Origin of the sequence: Aurantiacibacter sp. MUD11, assembly GCF_026967575.1 — a bacterium.
In the GTDB taxonomy this organism is placed as follows: Bacteria; Pseudomonadota; Alphaproteobacteria; order Sphingomonadales; family Sphingomonadaceae; genus Alteraurantiacibacter.
Genome location: NZ_CP114054.1, coordinates 448,489 through 467,556, shown reverse-complemented (window position 1 = coordinate 467,556; position 19,068 = coordinate 448,489). Strand labels below are relative to the sequence as shown.

At 62.7% G+C, this 19,068-nt stretch carries 17 protein-coding genes and 1 tRNA gene; 11 read left to right on the top strand and 7 right to left on the bottom strand.

What is annotated here, in order from left to right:
* Nucleotides 1-139 precede the first annotated feature (139 nt).
* The 3 genes from tpiA (at nucleotide 140) to OZN62_RS02310 (ending at nucleotide 3,065) form a co-directional block, all read left to right on the top strand.
* Nucleotides 140-898, top strand: coding sequence for a triose-phosphate isomerase (gene tpiA, locus OZN62_RS02320; RefSeq protein ID WP_269101134.1), 759 nt, complete (start codon nucleotides 140-142; stop codon nucleotides 896-898).
* Nucleotides 899-977: 79 nt separating this feature from the next.
* A complete protein-coding gene (gene secG / locus OZN62_RS02315) occupies nucleotides 978-1,337 on the top strand; it encodes a preprotein translocase subunit SecG (RefSeq protein WP_269101133.1) in 360 nt (119 codons plus the stop codon).
* Nucleotides 1,338-1,427: 90 nt separating this feature from the next.
* Nucleotides 1,428-3,065 (top strand): CTP synthase, encoded by a 1,638-nt coding sequence (locus OZN62_RS02310; protein ID WP_269101132.1) that lies wholly within the window; start codon nucleotides 1,428-1,430, stop codon nucleotides 3,063-3,065.
* A gap of 366 nt (nucleotides 3,066-3,431) precedes the next feature.
* On the opposite strand, the gene OZN62_RS02305 is transcribed toward OZN62_RS02310, so the two are convergent.
* Complete coding sequence (locus OZN62_RS02305; protein WP_269101131.1) at nucleotides 3,432-3,905, bottom strand: Hsp20 family protein; 474 nt, start codon at nucleotides 3,903-3,905, stop codon at nucleotides 3,432-3,434.
* Between the two features lie 129 nt (nucleotides 3,906-4,034).
* On the opposite strand from OZN62_RS02305, the gene grxC reads away from it, so the two are divergent.
* The 4 genes from grxC to OZN62_RS02285 all read left to right on the top strand — a co-directional run bounded on the left by grxC (nucleotide 4,035) and on the right by OZN62_RS02285 (nucleotide 5,716).
* A complete protein-coding gene (gene grxC, locus OZN62_RS02300; protein WP_269101130.1) occupies nucleotides 4,035-4,298 on the top strand; it encodes a glutaredoxin 3 in 264 nt (87 codons plus the stop codon).
* Nucleotides 4,299-4,311: 13 nt separating this feature from the next.
* Nucleotides 4,312-5,139 (top strand): carbon-nitrogen hydrolase family protein, encoded by an 828-nt coding sequence (locus OZN62_RS02295; protein ID WP_269101128.1) that lies wholly within the window; start codon nucleotides 4,312-4,314, stop codon nucleotides 5,137-5,139.
* Nucleotides 5,136-5,600 carry a DUF1178 family protein gene (locus OZN62_RS02290; protein ID WP_269101127.1) on the top strand — a complete coding sequence of 155 codons (465 nt, stop codon included), beginning with the start codon at nucleotides 5,136-5,138 and terminating at the stop codon, nucleotides 5,598-5,600. Before OZN62_RS02295 ends, OZN62_RS02290 begins: the two co-directional genes overlap by 4 nt.
* Before the next feature lie 39 nt (nucleotides 5,601-5,639).
* Nucleotides 5,640-5,716: transfer RNA gene (locus OZN62_RS02285), tRNA-Arg, on the top strand.
* Nucleotides 5,717-5,837: 121 nt separating this feature from the next.
* Here OZN62_RS02285 and OZN62_RS02280 read toward each other — a convergent pair.
* Complete coding sequence (locus OZN62_RS02280) at nucleotides 5,838-8,990, bottom strand: TonB-dependent receptor domain-containing protein (RefSeq protein WP_269101126.1); 3,153 nt, start codon at nucleotides 8,988-8,990, stop codon at nucleotides 5,838-5,840.
* 725 nt (nucleotides 8,991-9,715) lie between these two features.
* On the opposite strand from OZN62_RS02280, the gene OZN62_RS02275 reads away from it, so the two are divergent.
* Nucleotides 9,716-10,942, top strand: coding sequence for a MarR family winged helix-turn-helix transcriptional regulator (locus OZN62_RS02275; RefSeq protein WP_269101125.1), 1,227 nt, complete (start codon nucleotides 9,716-9,718; stop codon nucleotides 10,940-10,942).
* A gap of 34 nt (nucleotides 10,943-10,976) precedes the next feature.
* Here the strand turns inward: OZN62_RS02275 and OZN62_RS02270 are convergent, their stop codons facing one another.
* A complete protein-coding gene (locus OZN62_RS02270; protein ID WP_269101124.1) occupies nucleotides 10,977-11,522 on the bottom strand; it encodes a hypothetical protein in 546 nt (181 codons plus the stop codon).
* Nucleotides 11,523-11,641: 119 nt separating this feature from the next.
* Nucleotides 11,642-12,751, bottom strand: a complete 1,110-nt coding sequence (gene hppD, locus OZN62_RS02265; protein WP_269101123.1) for a 4-hydroxyphenylpyruvate dioxygenase — start codon at nucleotides 12,749-12,751, stop codon at nucleotides 11,642-11,644.
* A gap of 119 nt (nucleotides 12,752-12,870) precedes the next feature.
* On the opposite strand from hppD, the gene OZN62_RS02260 reads away from it, so the two are divergent.
* The 3 genes from OZN62_RS02260 (at nucleotide 12,871) to OZN62_RS02250 (ending at nucleotide 15,810) form a co-directional block, all read left to right on the top strand.
* Complete coding sequence (locus OZN62_RS02260) at nucleotides 12,871-13,191, top strand: septum formation initiator family protein (protein ID WP_269101122.1); 321 nt, start codon at nucleotides 12,871-12,873, stop codon at nucleotides 13,189-13,191.
* Between the two features lie 147 nt (nucleotides 13,192-13,338).
* The gene (pdhA, locus tag OZN62_RS02255) at nucleotides 13,339-14,442 is read left to right on the top strand and encodes a pyruvate dehydrogenase (acetyl-transferring) E1 component subunit alpha (RefSeq protein WP_269101121.1); all 1,104 of its coding nucleotides are present in this window, start codon (nucleotides 13,339-13,341) and stop codon (nucleotides 14,440-14,442) included.
* A 3-nt stretch (nucleotides 14,443-14,445) separates the two neighbouring features.
* On the top strand, nucleotides 14,446-15,810 hold the full coding sequence (locus OZN62_RS02250) for a pyruvate dehydrogenase complex E1 component subunit beta (protein WP_269101120.1): 1,365 nt from the start codon (nucleotides 14,446-14,448) through the stop codon (nucleotides 15,808-15,810).
* An 18-nt stretch (nucleotides 15,811-15,828) separates the two neighbouring features.
* On the opposite strand, the gene OZN62_RS02245 is transcribed toward OZN62_RS02250, so the two are convergent.
* Genes OZN62_RS02245 through OZN62_RS02235 form a run of 3 tightly spaced genes read right to left on the bottom strand, consistent with a single transcriptional unit; the run spans nucleotide 15,829 to nucleotide 19,057 of the window.
* Nucleotides 15,829-16,527 (bottom strand): TadE/TadG family type IV pilus assembly protein, encoded by a 699-nt coding sequence (locus OZN62_RS02245; protein ID WP_269101119.1) that lies wholly within the window; start codon nucleotides 16,525-16,527, stop codon nucleotides 15,829-15,831.
* Nucleotides 16,524-17,114: a TadE/TadG family type IV pilus assembly protein gene (locus OZN62_RS02240; protein WP_269101118.1), complete on the bottom strand. Its 591-nt coding sequence runs from the start codon at nucleotides 17,112-17,114 to the stop codon at nucleotides 16,524-16,526. The genes OZN62_RS02245 and OZN62_RS02240 overlap by 4 nt, the downstream gene beginning before the upstream one ends.
* The gene (locus tag OZN62_RS02235; RefSeq protein ID WP_269101117.1) at nucleotides 17,114-19,057 is read right to left on the bottom strand and encodes a Tad domain-containing protein; all 1,944 of its coding nucleotides are present in this window, start codon (nucleotides 19,055-19,057) and stop codon (nucleotides 17,114-17,116) included. Before OZN62_RS02235 ends, OZN62_RS02240 begins: the two co-directional genes overlap by 1 nt.
* Nucleotides 19,058-19,068: the final 11 nt, after the last annotated feature.

Here is a 19,068-nt window from a genome sequence, read left to right as displayed (position 1 = left end):
CAAGACGCGGCTTTCCGTCAAAGTGGAAAACCTGCTTTGACAAGCAAGTGGTGGCGGACTAGCGCGCAACTCACTATTTATGCGATCCAACCACGCGTTGGGTGCGCAGCATATTGAAATCACGGAAATCGAACGAAAAATGTCCAATCGACCCTATATTGTCGGCAACTGGAAGATGCACGGAACCCGCGCCATGCTGGCCGAAGCGCGCGCAATTGACCGAGCAGCAGAGCGGCTGATCAAGGTTGAAGTTGCCCTGGCACCGCCGTTCACGCTGATTCACGCCTGTCGCAAGGAAGCGACGCTGATCGGCATCGGCGCGCAGGACGTGCACCCCGCCGATGGCGGCGCGCACACCGGTGACGTGTCGGCGGCCATGGTCAAGGATGCCGGTGCCGGCTTCACCATCGTCGGCCACAGCGAACGCCGCGCGGACCACAAGGAATCGAACGCGCTGGTCAAGCAAAAGGCCGAAGCCGCGATCGAGGCAGGCATGAACGTCATCGTCTGCGTCGGCGAGACCGAGGAAGAGCGCGATGCCGGCAAGGCCGAAGCCGTCGTCGGCCGCCAGCTGACCGGCTCGCTGCCGACCGGCGAAGGCGTGGCCGAGAAGGTGACCGTGGCGTACGAACCGGTCTGGGCCATCGGCACGGGCCGTACGCCCACCGTGGACGATATCGGTGCCATGCACCGTCACATTCGCGAGAAGCTCGTTTCCATCTTCGGCGAAGCCGGAACGGAAATCCGCATTCTCTATGGCGGTTCGGTGAAGCCGGACAACGCTGCCGAACTGCTGGCTGCCGATGAAGTCGGCGGCGCACTGGTAGGCGGTGCCAGCCTGACGGCCGAAAGTTTCCTCGGCATCATCATCGCCGCTGCCGAAGGCGAGGGCGACTGAGCGCCGGCGCCCTGTCCCTTGTGGGGCGGGGCGAGGGCGACTACATGACGCTGCAACTCAAGACACAGCAAGAATTGCCATGACCCTGTTTATCTTCCTCACCGTCATCCAGGCCTTCATCGCGGCAGGCCTCGTTATCCTGGTGCTGATGCAGCGCTCCGAAGGTGGCGGCCTCGGCATCGGTGGCGGTGGCAGCCCGGGCGGCATGCTGTCGGCCCGCGGCGCGGCGGACTTCCTGAGCCGCGCGACCAAGTGGTTCGCGATTCTGTTCGTTGCCCTGTCGATCGTGCTGGCCGCGGTGGCGGTGGACGCTTCGGGACAGCGCGACTTCGACGAAACCCTCGATCGCACGACCACTTCGGCTGCGGATACCGCTGGTGATGATGCCTCGGCCGCGGAAGTTCCCGCCGAAGACCCGCTTGCCGATCTGGGCGAATAACTTTTTCCGCAGGTGATCTGCTCGCAGCGGTGAAAATCTTCACCAAAGCGCTTGCGCCGAATCCGTTACGGGCCTTAAGGCCCGACTCCCATGGCGCGGTACATTTTCATCACCGGCGGCGTGGTCTCATCGCTCGGCAAAGGTCTCATGGCGGCATCGCTTGCCGCCCTGTTGCAGGCGCGCGGCTACAAGGTCCGCATCCGCAAGTTCGACCCCTATCTGAATGTCGATCCCGGGACCATGAGCCCCTACCAGCACGGCGAGGTCTACGTCACTGACGACGGGGCCGAAACCGATCTCGATCTCGGCCACTACGAGCGGTTCACGGGCGTCTCGGCGCACCAGAACGACAACATTACCTCGGGCCGCGTCTATCGCGACATCATCGCCAAGGAGCGCCGCGGCGACTACCTGGGCGCCACGGTGCAGGTGATCCCGCACGTCACCGACGCGATCAAGGAATTCGCGCTCGCCGACCAGGGCGACCACGATTTCATCCTGTGCGAGATCGGCGGCACGGTGGGCGACATCGAAAGCCTGCCGTTCATGGAAGCCATCCGGCAGCTGCGCAACGAGCTGGAGCCGGACCAGACGGTGTCGGTCCATGTCACGCTGGTGCCCTATATCGCGGCCGCAGGCGAACTGAAGACGAAGCCCACGCAGCACTCGGTGCGCGAACTGGCCTCGCTCGGCATCAAGCCCGACGTGCTGCTTTGCCGCTGCGAGCACCCATTGCCCGATGGCGAACGCCAGAAGATCGCCAACTTCTGCAACGTGCGCAAGGAATCGGTGATTCCGGCGCTCGATGCCAGCAGCATCTACGCGGTGCCGCAGCAGTACCATGCAGAGGGCCTCGACAGCGAAGTGCTGCGTGCTTTCGGCATCACCGATGCACCTGCGCCCGACCTCACGCGCTGGGCCGACGTGGTCGACCGCTACGAGAACTACGAGGGCGAAGTCACTATCGGCGTGGTCGGCAAGTATGTCGGCCTGCCCGATGCCTACAAGTCGCTGAACGAGGCGCTGGTGCATGGCGGCATGGCCAATCGCACCAAGGTCAACATCAAGTGGATCGACGCCGAAATCTTCGAGCAGGACGATGCCGAGATCGCCGCCGCGCTGGAGCCGATGCACGGGATCCTAGTGCCGGGCGGCTTCGGAGAACGCGGTTCGGAAGGCAAGATTGCGGCGGTACGCTTCGCCCGCGAGCGGAAGGTGCCTTTCTTCGGCATCTGCCTCGGCATGCAAATGGCCTGCATCGAGGGCGCCCGGAACACCGCCGGCATCGCCGAAGCTTCATCCACCGAGTTCGGCGAGACCTCGGAGCCGGTGGTGGGCATCATCACCGAATGGATGAGCAAGGAAGGCCTGCAGCAGCGTTCGGCAAGTACCGACCTGGGCGGCACCATGCGACTGGGGGCCTATGACGCCAAGCTGGCCGGCAACAGCCACGTCTCCGGCATCTACGGCGGCGCGACCGAAATTTCGGAGCGCCACCGCCACCGTTACGAGGTCAATTCGGCCTATATCGATGTGCTGGAAGAGGGTGGATTGATCTTCTCCGGCATGTCGCCGGACGGCCTGCTTCCCGAAATCGTCGAACGGCCCGATCACCCGTGGTTCGTCGGCGTGCAGTTCCACCCGGAATTGAAGAGCCGACCGTTCGATCCGCACCCCTTGTTCAGCGGTTTTATTGCGGCTGCTCTCGAGCAATCACGACTTGTTTAGAATACCTTACTCGGCATAGTTGCCCGTGCTTTAACACTTTGCCGGATTCTTGGGAAAAACATCTTGCCATGGCCTGTGGGCAGGGCGTACCCCGTGCCCATGGGTCAGACGGGGCGTAATTTGATGCCTGACCTTGAGGTTTGGCGAACGTTCACATACTGATGACTCAATAAGTTCAGACCGGCCCCACGAGGGCAGCAGGGAGTCTCCCGCGTGTAGTCGGCTCGGTCTTGCTTTGTGAGGCAGGCTGTCTCTTGCGACCCGGACAGCCAGTTTCAGAAGCGAGTCGGCGCTGATGCGTCGAGGGGGCGAGGCTTTAGCGGGCCTCGCCCCCGATCATTTCCGGATCAGGTGAAGACTTGGCGATCAGGCGGCGTCGGCCTGGTCGTCGCTGTCGTCCTTGTTCTCGATGACTTCGAGCTTGTTGCCGCCGACCTTGATCTTCTTCGGCTTCATCGCTTCCGGCACTTCGCGCACCAGGTCGATCACCAGCAGGCCATCGGCCAGGTCGGCATTCTCGACACGGACATAGTCGGCCAGTTCGAAGCGGCGTTCGAAGCCACGGTTGGCGATGCCCATATGCAGCATCTCGCCCTCGGACACCTCGTCACGCTTCTTGCCCTGGACGGTGAGCAGGTTCTGCTGCGCGGTGATGTCGAGGTCGCCAGGCTTGAAGCCGGCAACGGCGATGGTGATGCGGTAGGCATCCTCGTCGCGGCGCTCGATGTTGAACGGGGGATAGTTGTCGCCGGTATTGCGGGCGTTGTTTTCGAGCAGGTCGAACAGACGGTCGAAACCCACGGTGGAACGGCGATAGGGGGAGAAATCAAAACGGTTCATTTGCAACAAATCCTCTTTTGAGCAATTTGACATGTATGCGGACCCGCATTCGGCATCCGCAGTACTTGAGATAGGTCGGCTCAAGGCGGTTTCAAGCATCGCCGGAGCCCCGAAGACGAAGGAAGTTTCGTGAGCGCGCCCAAGGTCGAAATCTACACCAAGATGTATTGCGGCTACTGCCACCGCGCCAAACGCTTGCTGGACCAGAAAGGCGTCGAATACAGCGAGTACGACATCACGCTGGGCGGCCCCAAGCGCGAGGAAATGCTCGAGCGCAATCCCGATGCCCGCACCGTTCCGCAGATCTTCATCAATGACCAGATCATCGGCGGCTCGGACGACCTCGCGGCGCTCGACCGCGAGGGCAAGCTGGACGCCCTGCTGGGTCTGTAAGGCTCACTGACCGATGCCGCGCATTGCCATCCTGCAGATGACCTCGGGCGTCGATCCGGCGGACAACGCCGACCGGATCGTGACGGCGGCGCGGGAAGCGGCGGGGGCGGGGGCGGAGATGCTCTTTACCCCGGAGATGGCGGGCCTGCTGGACAAGGATCGCAAGCGCGCAGCCGCCAATATCGTGCCGGAAAGTGAAAATCGTCAGGTCGAAAGGATTGCCGATGCGGCCGCGCAGGGTGGCATCTGGATAGCCTTTGGCCTCCCCGTGGCGCGCGAGGACGGGCGCTGGGCCAACCGCACGCTGTTGTTCGATGCACAAGGCAATGTGGCCGCCCGCTATGACAAGATCCACATGTTCGATGTGGAGCTGGATACCGGGGAGGCCTGGCGCGAATCTTCGGCCTATATGCCCGGCGAGCAGGTAGTGACCGTACCCGATACACCGCTCGGCCGGCTCGGACTGACCATCTGTTATGATATCCGTTTTCCCGCGCTTTTCGAAGAACTTGGACGGCGCGCTTGCGATGCCATCGCAATTCCCGCAGCCTTCACCGTTCCCACTGGCCAGGCCCATTGGCACCTGCTGCAGCGGGCCCGGGCGGTGGAAGCCAGCGCCTTCGTCATCGCCGCCGCACAGGTTGGCGAACATGCCGACGGACGGCGAACCTATGGCCACTCGCTGATCGTCGATCCCTGGGGCGAGGTATTGCTGGACATGGATGGCGAAAATGCCGGCTTGGGGATCTGCGAGGTGTCGCTCGATCGCATCACCGAGGTTCGTCGACAGCTTCCCAGCCTTGCCAACAAGCGCGATATCCCTAAATCGCAGTCGCAATGATCGTATTCGACCTCTCCTGTGACAACGGCCACCGTTTCGAGGGCTGGTTCGGCTCGTCCGAAGACTTCGTCTCCCAGAAGGAGCGTGGACTGGTGAGCTGTCCGCAATGCGGTTCCGATGCCGTCAGCAAGGCGCCGATGGCCCCGGCCGTGGGCAAGAAGGGCAACCAGCAGCCCGCCATGCCGAATGCCAAGGGCAAGAATGTCTCCAACGCGCCGATGACGCCGGAAGTGGCGGAAGCGCTGGAGCAGCTGGCCAAGGCACAGGCAAAGGCGCTGGAGAACAGCACCTGGGTGGGCAAGGACTTCGCCGAGCAATCGCGCGCCATGCACTATGGCGAACGCGAGCATGAAGCGATCCATGGCGAGGCCAGCCTGGAGGAAGCCAGGGAACTGCTGGACGAAGGCGTACCCGTCGCGCCGCTGCCCCTGCCGGTGGCACCGCCTGACGACGTCAATTGATTGTCAGCGGCTATTCTCCCTCTTAGAGAAAACAGCGAAGCGCCCGTAGCTCAGTTGGATAGAGCATCGGATTCCTAATCCGGGGGCCACAGGTTCGAATCCTGTCGGGCGCACCAAAGGGCAGCATCCTGCGAAGGGTGCTGCCCTTTGGTTTATCCGGGGCAGATCTGCAGCGCCCAAAAGAAAAGGGCCCCTCCCGAAGGAGAGGCCCCGTTCTCTTGAGCTGTCGCTCTTCGATTAGAACCGGAGGTTCGCACCGAAGTAGAAGCGACGGCCGTTGGTGTCGTAGAACAGCGAGTTGAACGAACCACCCGGCAGACCCGGTCCCGTGCCCGGCTCGTTGGCCAGGTTGCGGTTACCCAGCGGCGGAGCCTTGTTGAACAGGTTCTGCACACCGAAGCGCAGGTTGATGTCGTCCGTCACAGCGTAGGTGCCGTTCAGGTCGAAGATGTTGTAGCTCGGGAAGCCGGTGGTCTGGTTCGGACCAAACTGAGCTTCCGAAGCGTCTTCGATCGAGGGCAGGTGCTGCCACTGGACGCCGAGGTAAGCCGGACCCCAGTTGTAGCCGAGCGTCGTGAGGACACGATACTCGTACACACCGGTGTTCAGGCCGTTCTCGCCCGTACCCTGCGTACCGACATAGTCGACGATCGGCACAACGCCGGCCAGCGCGGTCGATTCAAAGTGCAGCAGGTAGTTTGCCAGCACGTTGAGGTTGACCGAGCCCGGACCGACATCGAAGCCCCAGTCGAGCTGGACGTCGATACCCGACACGCTGAACTCACCGTTGTTCACATAGGTGCGGCTCACGTTGCCGAGGCCACCGTTCTGCGCGTTACGCGGAACCAGCTGACAGAACTGCGAGTTGGCGATCGTGGTCGGATCGTTGCTCGCCCATGCGGGGTTCAGGGCCGGGTCGTAGCACTGCTGCAGTGCCACAGCCACGGTCTGTTCACCGATGGCGTCTTCAACCGAGATGTCGAACCAGTCGACCGACAAGCGGAAGCGGTTGAACAGCGGGTTGTCGAGCGGCGAGGTGATCACCACACCGGCAGTCCAGGTATCGGCGGTTTCCGGAACCAGGTTTGGGTTACCAATGGTCGTCGGGAAGGCAAAGCCGAAGGTACCGGAAGCCGATGCGCCATTGACGTAAGTGCCATCTGGGGCTTGCTGATAGAAGAAGTCATCAGCGGTCAGGTCTCCGGACTGGTTCATCTGCACACGGCAGACGGCTTCGACGCCGGCACCGTTGGCATTGGCATTGTTCGCCGAGAACGACAGCGGGTTCAACTTCGAGCAGGGGTCACCAGCAGTGTTCACACCGAAGGTCTGCTGCGCCGCAAGGAACAGCTCGCCGATGTTCGGTGCGCGTTCCGCGCGGTTGTAACCGCCACGGAAACGCAGCCAGTCGGTGACTTCCCAGTCGCCCAGGATCTTGTAGGTGTAGCTCGTACCCGTGGTCGAGTAATCCGAGATACGACCGCCAAGCTCCAGATTGAACTGCTGGATGCCCGGAACGTCGGAAAGAAGCGGGATCAGCAATTCGCCGTACACTTCCTTCACGTCGAACATGGCGTCGACGTTGCCGCTCGGGTAGATGCCCAGCGCCTGGTCCTGGAACGAGCGGCCCTGAGTGGTCAGGGTATCGTTGTCGAACTGGAACTGCAGCTCGCGATAGCTGGCACCGATCGCGGCACCGACTTCACCGGCAGGCAGGTCGAACAGGCCGCCGGCGATGTTCGCTTCGACGATGGTCTGCGTGACTTCCGAACGGTTCTTCAGGTCGGCACGAACGGCTTCGAGACAGTCCTCGGAAATACCGCCAGCCGGCTCGATGTAGAAGTTCAGGCCAGAAGTACACCGGCCGGTCGAAGCACCGAAGCCACCCGAAGTCGAGTTACCCTGGACTTCGAAGCCTTCACCGAAGTTCGGTGCACCCAGCACAGCGCGCATACGCTCGAGCGAGTACACACCGGTCTGCTTGGCGTAGGTCGACGAGATACCGTGGCTGACGAACAGTTCCCACGACAGGCTGGTGGAGGGGATATAGCCCTCGAGGCCGGCCGTCAGGTTGTAGGTCGTCACGTCCGTGAAGGTTTCACGATCGTCCGGCAGCAGCGCCTGAATGGTGAACGGAGCGTCCGGATTCGGACGGCTGTCGAGCAGCGTCCAGAGGTCGTCCGGCAGCTGGTCACGATCAAGCTGGGTCGGGTCTGCGGTTGCCCCCCAACCGGCGAAGATCGGGCCCGGCTCGTTACGCGTGTAGGTCTCGACGTGGCTGAAGAGGCCCTGTGCGAACACACCGACCCAGTCGTTGATCTCGTAGTTGCCGCGGGCGAACAGGTTGTAACGCGTCAGCGGCAGGATCAGGTACAGGTTGGTGTTGTTCTGCGAAATGGTGCCGTTCGAGCTTACCTGGTACGGGCGACCACCATTGGCCAGCGTAAAGTTGCTATTGCCAAAGCCACCAAAGTTGGTGGTGAACGGCGTACCATCCGGCTGCACGAACACGGTCTGGCCGAACCGCGGCCCTGCGGCCGCCGGGCCAAATACAGTGCTGAAGTCCGGCAGGTTGCCGAAGCCGAAGTTGATACCCGGCGTGTCGATGAAGAACTGGGTACCGCCGATGGTCGGGTCGGCCCACAGTTCCTGGTACCATTCGCGATCACGCAGGTAGTTGGCTTCGCGAGTGTTCATCGACATGGCGATCGACACGTTGCCGCGGCCATCGTCGAAGTCGGAACCCATGATGCCCGACAGCTGGTATTCGAAGTTGTCGCCTTCCTGGGTGATGCCGAAGTTGGCGTCCAGTTCGAGACCTTCGAAATCCTTCTTCAGGATGAAGTTGGTAACACCAGCCACAGCGTCGGCACCGTAGGTAGCCGAGGCGCCGCCCGAAATCACTTCGATGCGCTCGATGGCAGCCGACGGGATGGTCGAGATGTCAACCACGCCCGAGGCGTTGCCCGGCGTACCGCGGCGACCGTCGATCAGGACGAGATTACGGTTGGAACCGACACCGCGCAGCGACACGGTCGCAGCACCCGGCGTGTTGGTTGCCGTCGGCTGGATGTCGCCACCCTGCGTCGGCGTCTGGGCCGGAACGAACTGCGGCAGACGGTTCAGGTTGGATTCGATGGCAGCCGTGGCCGAGTTGGCCAGGAAACCTTCATCGATGGTCGTCATCGGGCTGTTGGCCTCGAAGTCGCCGGCAATACGCGAACCGGTAACGACGATGCGCTCGCCTGTCGTACAGGCGGGGGCATTGGCGTTAGCAGGATCGTTACAATCGACGTCCTGTGCCATAGCCGGTGCCGCCAAGCCGAGCGTGCTGGCACCACCGGCCAGCAGCAGCGCCTTGAAGACCTGCTGATTGTTAAAGCTCCTCACTTTGTGCTCCCTTCACAGTGGTGGCAGGAACGCACTGTGCGAACCTGCCGGGTTTCATCGTCCCACAGAAAATGCCCGGGCCATGGCCGGCAAGCACCCTGGTTGCCGACGCATGTCTGCGGGAACTGCAAAACTGACGGTTGAGTTCGGAGGACAGATGCAAAGAGGCCAGAGCCGGGGAAACCGGTCCTGTGTTGGCGCTGTAGCGCGCTGCCTGCATGCATTCCTCCCCCGGTGGACCAACCGTTGAATCGGTCACTTTCTCACCGGTTCCAAGACATATTCGTGCTCGTTGATAGTGTCTAGTCAGGTCTGGCCAGGCGCTGTGGACCTATGCGCCATTGGGTCCCGTTTCGCTCATCCGAAGGTTTGAAACGCGGCATGCTTTCGCAATTGTGAAATTAATTTCCCGCTATTAATCAATGCTCTAGAGCGTGCGCGGGTCATTCCGCGCTCCGATGCGCAATAAAGTGTTGCTAACCTGCATCGCATTGAAACTTCGTGGCGCACCGATCTTGTTGACCGTGTCCGAAATGCCGTGAACGGCGCAGACTCGCGTCATTTGTGGACGAAGCCGCCGCTCAAGGCCCGCTTCGCTGTTCAAACCGGCCAAAGTCAATTATGCCGCGTCCAAGCAACAAAAGTGCATGATGATGAACACGTCTCGGGAGAACAGGCAGGTCAAGGCTGGCGACAGGGCCGTACCGCAGTGGCGGGCTGTCCTGATGGATCGCGCGAAGGCGGTCTATGCCGACGGACCGGAAGCGGCGAGCGATGGCAAGGCCGTCGAGGAACTGACCGGCTTGCTCGGTCCGATGGCCGAAGAGGCAACGCGGATCGTCGAGGCCTTCGCTCTCGGTGCCCGTTCCAGCGACGGGGTCACGGGGGCGGGCAACACTGTCCCGCCGGAGTTTTCCACCCGGCTGTCGATCATTCTCAACGGTTTGGCGCCAGAGGCGGAAACCCACCGGGCAGGGCGCGACGATCCGCCCAATGTCATCCAGCAGGACCTGTGGCAGCTGCTCTACAAGGTGCGCGAGAGCGCGGAACTCTCCTACGCCCGCGAGATCGACCTGGTCGAACTCGATCGGCGTATCCTGTTCCTGTTGCGGAGCCAGGGCGCGCTGGTGCCGGCCGACATTTCCAGTGCGGTCGGCGTCGACAAGGCGCAGGTGAGCCGCTCGGTGAAGCGGCTGCTGGAACTGAAGATGGTCGAGCGCGACCAGATCCGCGCTCCCGTCAGCCTGACCCGCAAGGGCACCGCATTAAGCGATCGCCTGTTGCGCCTGGCCGAGCTGCGCAACCGCGAGCTGACTTTCGATATCGGCGACGAGGAGCTGGCACAGTTCTTCGCGGTGATTGAAAAGCTGCTGCACCGCGCGGTCATGCTCTACGAGCAGGAGCGGGCGCTGAGCCAGGGCGAGGTGAAGTCGCTCAATCCGTTCGCCATCGATCCGGCCTATGAGCCAAGTTCGGGTCATCCCATCGTGATCGAGCGCGGACGGATCATCTCACCGCTGATGACGCTTTCCGCCTACTTCAGCCGCAGTGGAGCTTTGACCTTCAAGCGCCTGACGAACCTGTCGAATTTCGAGAGTTGGGTGCTGAACGAAATCGCCCTCGACGCGCCGATCGACTGGAACACGCTGGTCTCCAGGCTGGACCGCGACCACAGTCAGGCGGGACGCACGGTCCGCGCCTTGGTCGAGCGTGGTCTGATCGAGCGCGCTGGTCAGCCAGGCCGCCGTCACGGCAAGTTCAGCCCGACGGCCGAGGGGCAGCGCCTTTTCGAAATCATCCAGGAGGCCAGTCGCCAGCGCAGCGCCTTCCTGATGGCCCCGCTGTCCATGCCGGAACGCGAACAGTTCCTGGCAACCTTTGAAAAAGTCAGGCGAAATGCCGTCGTGCAGCTCGAGCGCGAGCGCACCTTCGACGAACTCGACCAGAAATAACTGGGACTGGATCTGCTAGTAGGTCGGCAGCGTCCTAGCGGACGCGGCGGACGCGCACCGATGCCTGGCTGTCGTAGGTCAGCAGGAAGCTGCCCAGCGAAGCACGGTCGATCTCGACACGATCACCCACGCGCGGCGGGCGATAGGAGAAGGGCACGCCTTCGGTGAAGATCCACTGCGCGCCGTCTTCCAGCGTGATGAGGTAAATCCCGCGTTGCTGCTGGCTGACCGCGCTGACGCGGGCGGTCAGCTCGTCCAGCTGACCGGCGGGCGTTTCGAAGCGTTCCGGCGTGCGAATGTCCTCACGGCCGAAGCCCGAGGGCCCCTGGGTGTTGAGCGGAGCGCCCGCACCACCCGTCGGCGCCGCCATCGAACCAGGAACCGAGTTGCGGGGCTGGCCGCCGGCGGAGCGGATATTGTTGTCGTAGCAGGCGAGACGCGCGGTCGGATCGTCGATCTGCGCACAGTTGCGCAGGATGTTCAGCACGATCTCGTCGCTCACCTGCGCAGCGGCCGGGGCGGCCAGCAGGGTGAGCGGGATCGATGCGGCGGCAAGCGTAAGTGCGCGAAACGCGGTCATGGTGTCGAAAAACTCCTCTCGTCGCGCGAGTGATGGCGTGGAAGGAGTTTCGGTGCAAGGGGATTGCGCCGCGCTGAACAATTCAATGCGGCGCTTTTCCCCATGCATTGCCTTGGAAATCAGGCGTCGACCGTCTTGGCATCCTCAACATCGAGCACGCCGCGGCGAATCTGGTCGCGCTCCATGCTCTCGAACAGGGCCTTGAAGTTGCCTTCGCCGAAGCCCTCGTCACCCTTGCGCTGGATGAATTCGAAGAACACCGGGCCGACCTGCGCCTCAGCGAATATCTGCAGCAGCAGGCGAGGGCTGCCGCCTTCGGTCGTACCATCCAGCAGGATGCCGCGCATCTTGAGCGCTTCGACGTCCTCGCCATGGCCGGGCAGGCGTTCGTCGAGCATCTCGTAATAGGTCGCGGGCGGGGCGGTCATGAAGGGCACGCCGAAGTCCTTCAGCTTGTCCCATGCCGTCACGAGGTCGTCGCAGATCAGCGCGATATGCTGGATGCCTTCGCCGTTGAATTCGCGCAGGAATTCCTCGATCTGGCCCTTGCCGCCTTCGCCTTCCTCGTTGAGCGGGATGCGGATCTTGCCGTCGGGCGCGGTCAGCGCCTTGGACGTCAGGCCGGTGTATTCGCCCTTGATGTCGAAGAAGCGGATTTCGCGGAAGTTGAACAGCCGCTCGTAGTAATCCGCCCAGTAGGACATGCGGCCGGTATAGACGTTGTGCGTCAGGTGATCGATGACATTGAAGCCGGCGCCTTCCGGGTACTTCTCCACACCGTCGAGGTATTCGAAGTCGATGTCGTAGATGGACAGGCCGTTGCCTGCGTCATCCTGATAGCGGTCGATCAGGTAGACGATCGCGCCGCCGATGCCGCGGATGGCGGGGATGCGCAGTTCCATCGGACCGGTTTCGACCTGCACCGGCTCCGCGCCGCGCGCGAGCAGTTCGGAATAGGCCTTGGCGGCGTCCTTCACACGGAAGCCCATGCCGCAGGCCGACGGGCCGTGTTCGCGGGCGAAGAACCAGGCCGCACTACGCGGCTCGTAATTGGCGATCAGGTTGATCTGCCCCTGTCGCCACAGCTGCACGTCCTTGGACCGGTGGTTGGCCACATGGGTGAAGCCCATGGCCTGGAACACGGGTTCGATGACGCCCTTTTCGGGAGCGCAGAATTCGACGAATTCAAAGCCGTCGAGGCCGATGGGGTTTTCGAAGAGATCAGTCATAGTTTCATATGTAACCTGTTTGCGATTTTCACGCAACAGCCAATCGGCCTGTCGACTGTTCGGAAGCTTTCCACCGAATCCGCTTGAATCGGCAGGGGCTTTGTGATTCAAGGTTAACCATGAACGCACTCGCTCACCGCAGGGACATCATTCGCGAAAGGATCGTGAATACTGTCGCCCTGCTGGTGCTGATGTTGATCGGCGGTCTCGCCCTGATCGGCCCTTCCGGAATCCTCGCCTGGGGCGAACACTCGTCGCGCCTCGAAGAGCACGAGGCGCGCATCGCCCAATTGCAGGAGCGCCGGGCGGAACTGGCCAACCGCGTCGCACTGCTCGATCCGCAGAATGTCGATGCCGACTATGCCGACGAACTGGTGCGCCATAACCTCAATGTGGCCCACCCGGACGAGTTCGTCGTCGAGCTCGAACCGATCGACTGAGCTGCCTCTGCGGCACGCCGCATAATCAAATTTCACCGCATAGGTAAATTGCCCAAAAGTCGCGTTGCCACCGCGCTGCAACCGCGCCTATAGGCGGTTCGCAAGCACGAACCGCGCCGCAAAGGCGCCAGAATTGGGGATGACATCTTGGCCAAAGCCTCCAGCTCCACCAGCGGAAAAAGCAAGCGCGCACCCGCGAAAAACCCTGCAACTTCGGGCGATAACGGCGAGGAATTCGCGCTCCGCTCGCTGCAGGACGCACTGGAGAAGAGCAAACGCTACAAGGCCAGCGCTGAAGAGCTGATGCACTTCTACGAGCAGATGCTGCTCATCCGTCGATTCGAGGAGAAAGCCGGCCAGCTTTACGGCCTCGGCCTGATCGGCGGTTTCTGCCACCTCTACATCGGCCAGGAAGCCGTCGCCATCGGCCTGCAGTCCGCGCTCGACAACGACCGCGACAGCGTCATCACCGGCTACCGCGACCATGGCCACATGCTGGCCTACGGTATCGACCCGAAGGTCATCATGGCCGAGCTGACCGGCCGCGCTGCCGGCATCTCCAAGGGCAAGGGCGGCTCGATGCACATGTTCAGCACCGAGCATAAGTTCTACGGCGGCCACGGCATCGTCGGCGCGCAGGTCGCGCTGGGTGGCGGCCTTGCCCTCGCGCACCAGTATAACGAGGACGGGGGCCTGTGCCTCGCCTACTTCGGTGACGGTGCGGCCAACCAGGGCCAGGTCTACGAGACCTTCAACATGGCCGCGCTGTGGAACCTGCCGATCGTCTTCGTGGTGGAGAACAACCAGTACGCCATGGGCACGGCGGTGAAGCGCTCCAGCGCGGAGACCGAGTTCTACCGCCGCGGCACGGCCTTCCGCATCCCCGGCATGGACGTGAACGGGATGGACGTGCTGGAAGTGCGCCAGGCTGCCGAAATCGCCTTCAAGCACGTGCGCGACGGCAACGGCCCGGTGCTGATGGAATGCAACACCTATCGCTATCGCGGTCACTCCATGTCCGATCCGGCCAAGTACCGGACGCGCGAGGAAGTGCAGGACCAGCGTGAGAAGAACGACCCGATCGAGCGCGTGAAGAAGGATCTTGGCGCCGCCGGTATTGACGAGGACAAGTTGAAAGAGATCGACAAGGCCATTCGCGCCCAGGTTTCCGAAGCCGCCGACTTCGCCGAAAGCTCTCCCGAGCCCGATGCGAGCGAACTCTACACCGAAGTCCTGGTCGGGGAGTATTGATCGATGGCTATCGAACTCAAGATGCCCGCCCTCTCGCCCACCATGGAAGAGGGCACGCTGGCCAAGTGGCTGGTGAAGGAAGGCGATACGGTTTCCGCCGGCGACGTGCTGGCCGAGATCGAGACCGACAAGGCGACGATGGAATTCGAATCCATCGACGAAGGCACCGTCGGCAAGATCCTGGTTCCCGAGGGAACCGAAGAGGTGAAGGTCGGCACGGTCATCGCCATCCTGGCAGGTGAGGGGGAGGACGTGTCCGACGCAGCCCCCGCGGCTGCCCCGGAAGCTGCCGAAGCCGCGCCGGAAGCACCTGCTGCCGCTGCAGCCGAGAAGCCCGCCGCGAAGGAACGCGCTGCAGACCCGGATATCCCCGCAGGCACCAATATGGTGAAGCTGACGGTGCGCGAGGCCCTGCGCGACGGCATGGCCGAAGAAATGCGCCGCGACGAACGCGTGTTCGTGATGGGTGAGGAAGTTGCCGAGTACCAAGGCGCCTACAAGGTGACCCAGGGCCTGCTCGACGAATTCGGCCCGAAGCGCGTGATCGACACGCCGATTACCGAGTACGGCTTTGCCGGCATCGGCACTGGCGCGGCCATGGGCGGCCTGCGTCCGATCGTCGAGTTCATGACCTTCAACTTCGCCATGCAGGCGATCGACCACATCATCAACTCGGCGGCCAAGACCAATTACATGTCTGGCGGCCAGATGCGTTGCCCGGTAGTGTTCCGCGGCCCCAACGGCGCGGCCAGCCGTGTCGGCGCACAGCACAGCCAGAACTACGGTCCGTGGTACGCCAGCGTGCCGGGCCTTATCGTGATCGCCCCCTATGACGCGTCTGACGCGAAGGGCCTGATGAAAGCCGCCATCCGTTCGGACGATCCGGTGGTCTTCCTCGAGAACGAGCTGGTCTACGGCCAGAGCTTCGAAGTGGCCCAGCTCGACGACCATGTCCTGCCGATCGGCAAGGCGCGCATCATGCGCGAGGGTTCCGACGTCACCATCGTGGCCTATTCCATCGCCGTGGGCGTGGCCCTGGAAGCCGCCGAGGAACTGGCGGAACAGGGTATCGACGCCGAGGTGATCGACCTGCGCACGCTGCGTCCGCTCGACACCGCGACGATCCTCGAAAGCCTGGCCAAGACCAACCGCCTGGTCATTGCCGAAGAGGGCTGGCCGACCTGTTCGATCGCTTCCGAAGTGATCGCCGTGTGCATGGAGGAAGGCTTCGACCACCTCGACGCACCGGTGCTGCGCGTGTGCAACGAGGACGTGCCGCTGCCCTATGCGGCGAACCTCGAAAAGCTGGCGCTGATCGACAAGGACAAGGTCGTCGTCGCCTGCCGCAAGGTGACCTACAAGGATTGATGCAGTTGCGCGGCCGGCTCAGCCGGTCGCGTAGTTGATGCCGCCGTAGGCGCTGCACTCCGCCATCGGGTCGGGGTTCGACTGGTCGTGCTGGTAGATCTGCGTCAGGTCCCGATCGGCACGCACGGGATAGCTGGCGATGACGTGGATGGTGCCGTCATTGAAGGTGAATGGCGCACCGATCAGCGACTGGTAGTCGTAGCTGATCTCCACGAACATCACTGCCTCGTCATCGAAGGCGATAACCTCCTCTCCGGCTGGTCCCATGCCGGGGAAGTCATCTGTATTCCTGCCATCCCCTTCGACGCCGTAGGAGCTGTTGACTTCCTTGTTGCCCACGCAGCGTTGCCAATGGATGTATTGCTGGCCGTCGGTGCCGGGGACCACTTCGAGACTGCTCAGGATGACGCGGCCATGTTCGTAAAGATCGATGCTCTGGCCGCCCTGCAGGTGCGCACCGTAGAACAGGTCGTTGATGTCGCCTTCGTAGATCTTGCGGTCTTCCAGCATCGACTGTTCACCGATCCGTGCCGCGTTGTCGGCAATCTGGCTGGCGAGCTGCGACACCTTCATCTGCACCAGCACGCGATTGGCCGTTTCCATGCCCATCAGGCCGAGGCCGAGCAGGAACGGGAACACCAGCGCGAACTCGGTCATCGCCACGCCGGAGCTATGCCGGGCAAGACGGCGCAGCATGCGGGGGAGGGCGAGCATCATAGGCAATTCCCCACGCGCACCGAGGTGTCCTGCAGGCTGTAGGGCTGGTTACGCAAGACCGTGGTCGCCCGCACCGTCACTTCCGGGTCCATGGCCAACAGGCTCGGGAGGGGGAAGGCGCGGTCGAAAGTCGCCGAAACCTCGTACAGCACCGCATCGCGGGCGCCGCTGCTGCCGGACTTGGACCGGTCCTGGTCCCACTGGCCATTGCCGTTGGAATCCTCGAACGGCTCGTTGTCGTTGCAGGTGCCGTCGCTGTTTGTGTCGGTGAACTCCTCCGGTTCGCCGATGTCGATGTAGTTGGTGTAGGCCTTGCGGCTGAAGCTGAGCGTCGCGCCGGGCACAACGTTATGCACCGCGCGCTCCACCGCCCGGTCCAGCGCGGCAGGATTGGTGGCATAGCCTTCGATGGTGGAATCGCGGGCGGCTTCCTGCACTGCGCCTTCGATCATCGTATCGGCGTAGAAATTGTAGGTCAGGTCGAACAGCCCCATCAGCGTCATGCACAGCACCGGGGCCAGCAGCGCGAACTCGGCTACCGTCACGCCCTCGTCGTCGCGGACCAATTGGAGAGCCAGCGCGCGCATCAGTTCGAAATCCTCAGCTCGCTGATCGACCTGGCAATTGCCTCGAAAGCCGCGTTCAGCTCTGCGGCATTGGATGCCTGGAAATAATGCCCTTCACCCGCACACTGGGTCATCAGATCGGTCAGCGACGTGCCGAAGGCAACCACCCAGACCGTGACATTGCGGTTCTTCACCTGGTCGCAAGCCACGGAAAAGCGGTTCTCGATCGTTTCCGTCAGCGTGATGCTGGAATCATCAGGATCCCACCGACGCTGGTCGAGGCCATCGACCCCGTAGGTGCCATAGGAAAGATCGTAAGGCTCGGTCTGCCCATCGGTCATCCAGATCAGGTGACGGCTGCGCGCGCCGGTGGCCGGGTCGGCATTCTCGGAGGCGAAGATGCCCGTGGGGGAGATCAGCCGCCCACCCCAGATCATGCCGATATCGTGATAGGTTGCCCCATTGGCGTGCAGCGTAGCGAGATAGGAGTCGAGTTCGTCGGCATCCATTTCGTCCAGCTTGCGCGCGGCGGGAGGACAATCCGAGAACCAGTAGTTGCCCGGCGCCACATACTCCTTGGTGGTGCGATGGTCGCGCGTGTCGAAATCGCCGCTGCCGTTGGTCTCGATCCGGCGGATGTAGATCTCGTCAGGATAGCGCGGGCGCCACTGGGTCGAGGGGTTGCCGGCCTGCGGCACCAGGTCGATATCCAGGTCCAGCGCGCGGCTGAAATCGACATTCGCATAGTCGGTGATCTGGTAGGTATCGCGTTCCTCGATGCAGCCGCCAACTTCCGAACGCCAGTTGCTGACGTCGCGCGTCACGGGGGTGTAGAGCCACATCGGCCGGTCGAAGTTCGGCACTTCGCGGACCTGTTCGTAAGTTTGCACGTAATTCGTGTCGGTCTGCGCCTGCACCTGGCAGGTGGTGCCGCTACGCGTTGTGCGATAGCGCGTGCCGTTCATCACCCGCTCCATCGGCGTGATGAACAGCACGGCCTCCGGATCGCCCTGGACTTCCTGCCGGGGATCCCCGGTCTCGCTCTCAGTATAGGACCACTGGTTCTGAGGTTGTCCGCCCGCGCACCGATAGTACCCGGAGCTATCGACACTGCTCGATTCCACCCAGGTGGCGGCATATGTGCTGACCGTCGTCCAGTTCGAGCGTTGACCCGAAACGTAGCGCCAGTTGCGCGTGTAGGTGCGCCCCAACTCCTCGTTCGGGATCGTGACGCCCGTGTCCTCGCGGCCCTGGTAGGTCCAGCTGTCCACCATCCATTCGTCGCGCAGCAGCCCGCCCACGTTGACGTTGGCGGCATAGGGCACGAAGCCGTAGCGGATCTCTGTCCCTGCGGCCTTGCTGGCCTCGATCTGCGCGTGGAACCGGCGGATAACCGCCTTCACGGAGTCGAGCCGCGACAGGCTGTCGCCCGGATTTCTGCGGCGCATGGAGCCGGTAACGTCCAGCACCATCATCACGTCGAGGTCGCTGAAGTTCAGGATCGCCTCGCAGTCGACGACAATGTCCATTGTCTCGTGCCCGAACACCTGCATCAGCGTGGTCGGCACGTCGACACGGGCTTCACCGGAAATCGCGAAGTTCTCCTCCAGCGTCATCTGGAACGCGCGGTTCTCCGTACCGTAAACGCCGTTGCGGAAATTGATGTTGAAGAAGCGCTGGCCGGTGGCTGCGACGTCCTCTGGCACCACTCCGTCCACGGCGACGCTGGAACCCAGCCGTTGGCGGGCGGCCAGCACGCCGGCATCGCAGGCCTGCTGGAGCCGTGAATGAGCGAGATATCCGCGCCCCATGTCCACCCCGCCGCCAATCAGCGCCAGCAACGGAAACAGCGCCGCGGCCAGCATGGCAGCGACGTTACCCGCACTGTTACGCGCGAGGCGTTTCAGGAAACGCGAGGCAGGCTCGCGCAGCGAGGGAATCAGGGCGCTCACGTATCCTGCCATAGAGGCTTCCC

Excerpts from the sequence above, each read along its gene's own strand:
- tpiA (WP_269101134.1), top strand. The coding sequence starts at position 140 with ATGTCCAATCGACCCTATATTGTCGGCAACTGGAAGATGCACGGAACC.
- secG (WP_269101133.1), top strand. The coding sequence starts at position 978 with ATGACCCTGTTTATCTTCCTCACCGTCATCCAGGCCTTCATCGCGGCA.
- OZN62_RS02310 (WP_269101132.1), top strand. The coding sequence starts at position 1,428 with ATGGCGCGGTACATTTTCATCACCGGCGGCGTGGTCTCATCGCTCGGC.
- OZN62_RS02305 (WP_269101131.1), bottom strand. The coding sequence starts at position 3,905 with ATGAACCGTTTTGATTTCTCCCCCTATCGCCGTTCCACCGTGGGTTTC.
- OZN62_RS02295 (WP_269101128.1), top strand. The coding sequence starts at position 4,312 with ATGCCGCGCATTGCCATCCTGCAGATGACCTCGGGCGTCGATCCGGCG.
- OZN62_RS02290 (WP_269101127.1), top strand. The coding sequence starts at position 5,136 with ATGATCGTATTCGACCTCTCCTGTGACAACGGCCACCGTTTCGAGGGC.
- OZN62_RS02275 (WP_269101125.1), top strand. The coding sequence starts at position 9,716 with ATGGATCGCGCGAAGGCGGTCTATGCCGACGGACCGGAAGCGGCGAGC.
- OZN62_RS02270 (WP_269101124.1), bottom strand. The coding sequence starts at position 11,522 with ATGACCGCGTTTCGCGCACTTACGCTTGCCGCCGCATCGATCCCGCTC.
- hppD (WP_269101123.1), bottom strand. The coding sequence starts at position 12,751 with ATGACTGATCTCTTCGAAAACCCCATCGGCCTCGACGGCTTTGAATTC.
- OZN62_RS02260 (WP_269101122.1), top strand. The coding sequence starts at position 12,871 with ATGAACGCACTCGCTCACCGCAGGGACATCATTCGCGAAAGGATCGTG.
- OZN62_RS02250 (WP_269101120.1), top strand. The coding sequence starts at position 14,446 with ATGGCTATCGAACTCAAGATGCCCGCCCTCTCGCCCACCATGGAAGAG.
- OZN62_RS02245 (WP_269101119.1), bottom strand. The coding sequence starts at position 16,527 with ATGATGCTCGCCCTCCCCCGCATGCTGCGCCGTCTTGCCCGGCATAGC.
- OZN62_RS02240 (WP_269101118.1), bottom strand. The coding sequence starts at position 17,114 with ATGCGCGCGCTGGCTCTCCAATTGGTCCGCGACGACGAGGGCGTGACG.
- OZN62_RS02235 (WP_269101117.1), bottom strand. The coding sequence starts at position 19,057 with ATGGCAGGATACGTGAGCGCCCTGATTCCCTCGCTGCGCGAGCCTGCC.